Origin of the sequence: Acetobacter musti (assembly GCF_011516835.1) — a bacterium.
In the GTDB taxonomy this organism is placed as follows: Bacteria; Pseudomonadota; Alphaproteobacteria; order Acetobacterales; family Acetobacteraceae; genus Acetobacter; species Acetobacter musti.
This window is the reverse complement of the sequence record NZ_WOTB01000089.1, coordinates 1-2155: the sequence shown is the minus strand read 5'-3', so window position 1 is coordinate 2155 and position 2155 is coordinate 1. Positions and strand designations below refer to the sequence as shown.

Annotated in this window: 3 protein-coding genes; all 3 read left to right on the top strand. The window is 61.6% G+C overall.

Annotation, left to right across the window (positions count from 1 at the left end; all coding sequences use genetic code 11):
- Positions 1-247 (top strand): ArsC/Spx/MgsR family protein (locus GOB93_RS20770; RefSeq protein ID WP_277877363.1); only part of this gene is annotated, 247 nt, incomplete at its 5' end.
- Entirely contained in the window at positions 247-1542 is a 1296-nt protein-coding gene (locus GOB93_RS20765) for an arsenic transporter (RefSeq protein ID WP_277877362.1), read from the top strand. The genes GOB93_RS20770 and GOB93_RS20765, both read left to right, overlap by 1 nt.
- A gap of 25 nt (positions 1543-1567) precedes the next feature.
- The coding region (arsH, locus tag GOB93_RS20760; RefSeq protein WP_173585255.1) for an arsenical resistance protein ArsH at positions 1568-2155 on the top strand (588 nt) is incomplete at its 3' end.

Genomic DNA, 2155 nt, shown 5'->3' with positions numbered 1-2155 from the left:
GGAAAAGGGCACGCCCTTTCACGAACTCGGCCTCGACAACCCGGCCCTGAGCGATGATACGCTGATCGACGCCATGATCGCACACCCGATCCTGATCAACCGGCCCATCGTTGTCACACCGCTTGGCGTGAAACTCTGCCGTCCCTCCGAGGTGGTTCTGGACATTCTACCCACGCCACAGAAGGGTGCTTTCGCCAAGGAGGACGGCGAGAAGATCGTGGATGAGGCCGGGAAACGGATCGTCTGATGCTGGCCCTTGCCATTTTCATTGCAACGCTGGTCTTCGTCATCTGGCAGCCACGGGGTCTCGGCATCGGCTGGAGTGCGATGGCCGGTGCCGCCGTGGCACTGGCGACCGATGTCATCCACTGGCACGATATTCCTGTCGTCTGGCACATCGTCTGGGACGCCACCTTCACCTTTGTCGCGCTGATCATCATCTCGCTGCTTCTGGATGGGGCCGGGTTCTTCCATTGGGCGGCCCTGCATGTGGTGCGCTGGGGCAAAGGGCGAGGCCGGACGTTGTTTCCCCTGATCGTGCTGCTGGGAGCGGCCATAGCCGCGGTTTTCGCCAATGACGGCGCGGCCCTGCTGCTCACGCCCATCGTCATCGCCATCCTCACTCAACTCCGCCTGAGCCATACCGCAGCCCTGGCCTTCATCATTGCGACCGGCTTCGTCGCCGATACGACCAGCCTGCCGCTGGTGATTTCCAATCTGGTGAACATCGTCAGCGCCAATTTCTTCGGCATACCCTTTGACCGCTACGCCGCGATCATGGTCCCGGTCGATCTGGCCGCCCTTGGCGCGACACTTGCCGTGCTGTGGCTCTGGTATCGGCGGCAGGTGCCCCAGACCTATCCCGTCTCTGAACTGCCAGCACCTGTCACGGCTATTCGTGACCACCTTGTGTTCCGCGCGGCTTTTCCGCTGCTGGCCCTGGTTCTGGCGGCTTATTTCCTGACCGCCCCGTTCCATATCCCGGTTTGTATCGTGGCCTGCCTGGCTGCCAGTACCCTGCTGGCCGTTGCTGGATATGGAAGGGTCATTCCCGTCCGCCGGGTGCTCCGGGGCGCGCCGTGGCAGATCGTGTTCTTCTCGCTGGGCATGTATCTGGTGGTCTACGGGCTGCGTAATGCCGGACTGACCGATCACCTTGCGGCGGCACTGGTCTGGCTTGGCCATCAGGGTCCGTTCATCGCCACGATTGGCACCGGCTTTCTGGCGGCGGTCCTGTCGTCGGTTATGAACAACATGCCCAGCGTTCTGGTCGGCGCGCTGGCGATCCAGCAGGCGCACGACATTACGCCTCTGACCCGCGACCTGATGGTTTATGCCAACGTCATTGGCTGTGACCTCGGGCCGAAATTTACCCCAATCGGCAGTCTCGCCACCCTGCTGTGGCTGCATGTGCTGGCCTCCAAGAACCATCGGGTCACATGGGGGCAATATATGACGGTGGGTCTGATGATCACGCCACCCGTCCTGCTGGTCACACTTGCCGCACTGGCCTTGTGGCTGCCGCAGATCAGCCATCCCTGACACGACCGAAGGATCTGATGGAACCATGTCCAAGCCGGAAATGCCCGCCCTGCACCCGGAGTATCTCGAACAGGTCAATCTCGCACGATTGGAACCGCAACTACGGGTTGACCACCCGCCACGTATTCTACTGCTGTATGGTTCGCTGCGCCCTCGGTCCTTCAGTCGCCTGCTGGTGTTTGAGGCGGAGCGTGTTCTGAAAGTCCTTGGTGCAGAAACACGGGTGTTCGACCCAACTGATCTGCCGGTCGCGGATTCCGTTCCCGCCACGCATCCAAAGGTTCAGGAACTGCGGGAACTCTCGATCTGGTCGGAAGGCCAGGTCTGGTGCAGCCCCGAACGCCACGGCACCATCACCGCCGTGTTCAAGAACCAGATCGACTGGCTTCCCCTCACGGAAGGTTCGATCCGACCCACACAGGGCCGCACGCTGGCTGTCATGCAGGTCTCCGGCGGGTCACAGAGCTTCAATTCCGTCAACGCCCTGCGGGTGCTGGGCCGATGGATGCGGATGTTCACCATCCCTAACCAGTCCAGCGTGCCGATGGCCTACACCCAGTTCGGTGACGACGACCGAATGAAACCGTCTCCCCTCTATGACCGCATGGTGGAT

Excerpts from the sequence above, each read along its gene's own strand:
- GOB93_RS20765 (WP_277877362.1), top strand. The coding sequence starts at position 247 with ATGCTGGCCCTTGCCATTTTCATTGCAACGCTGGTCTTCGTCATCTGG.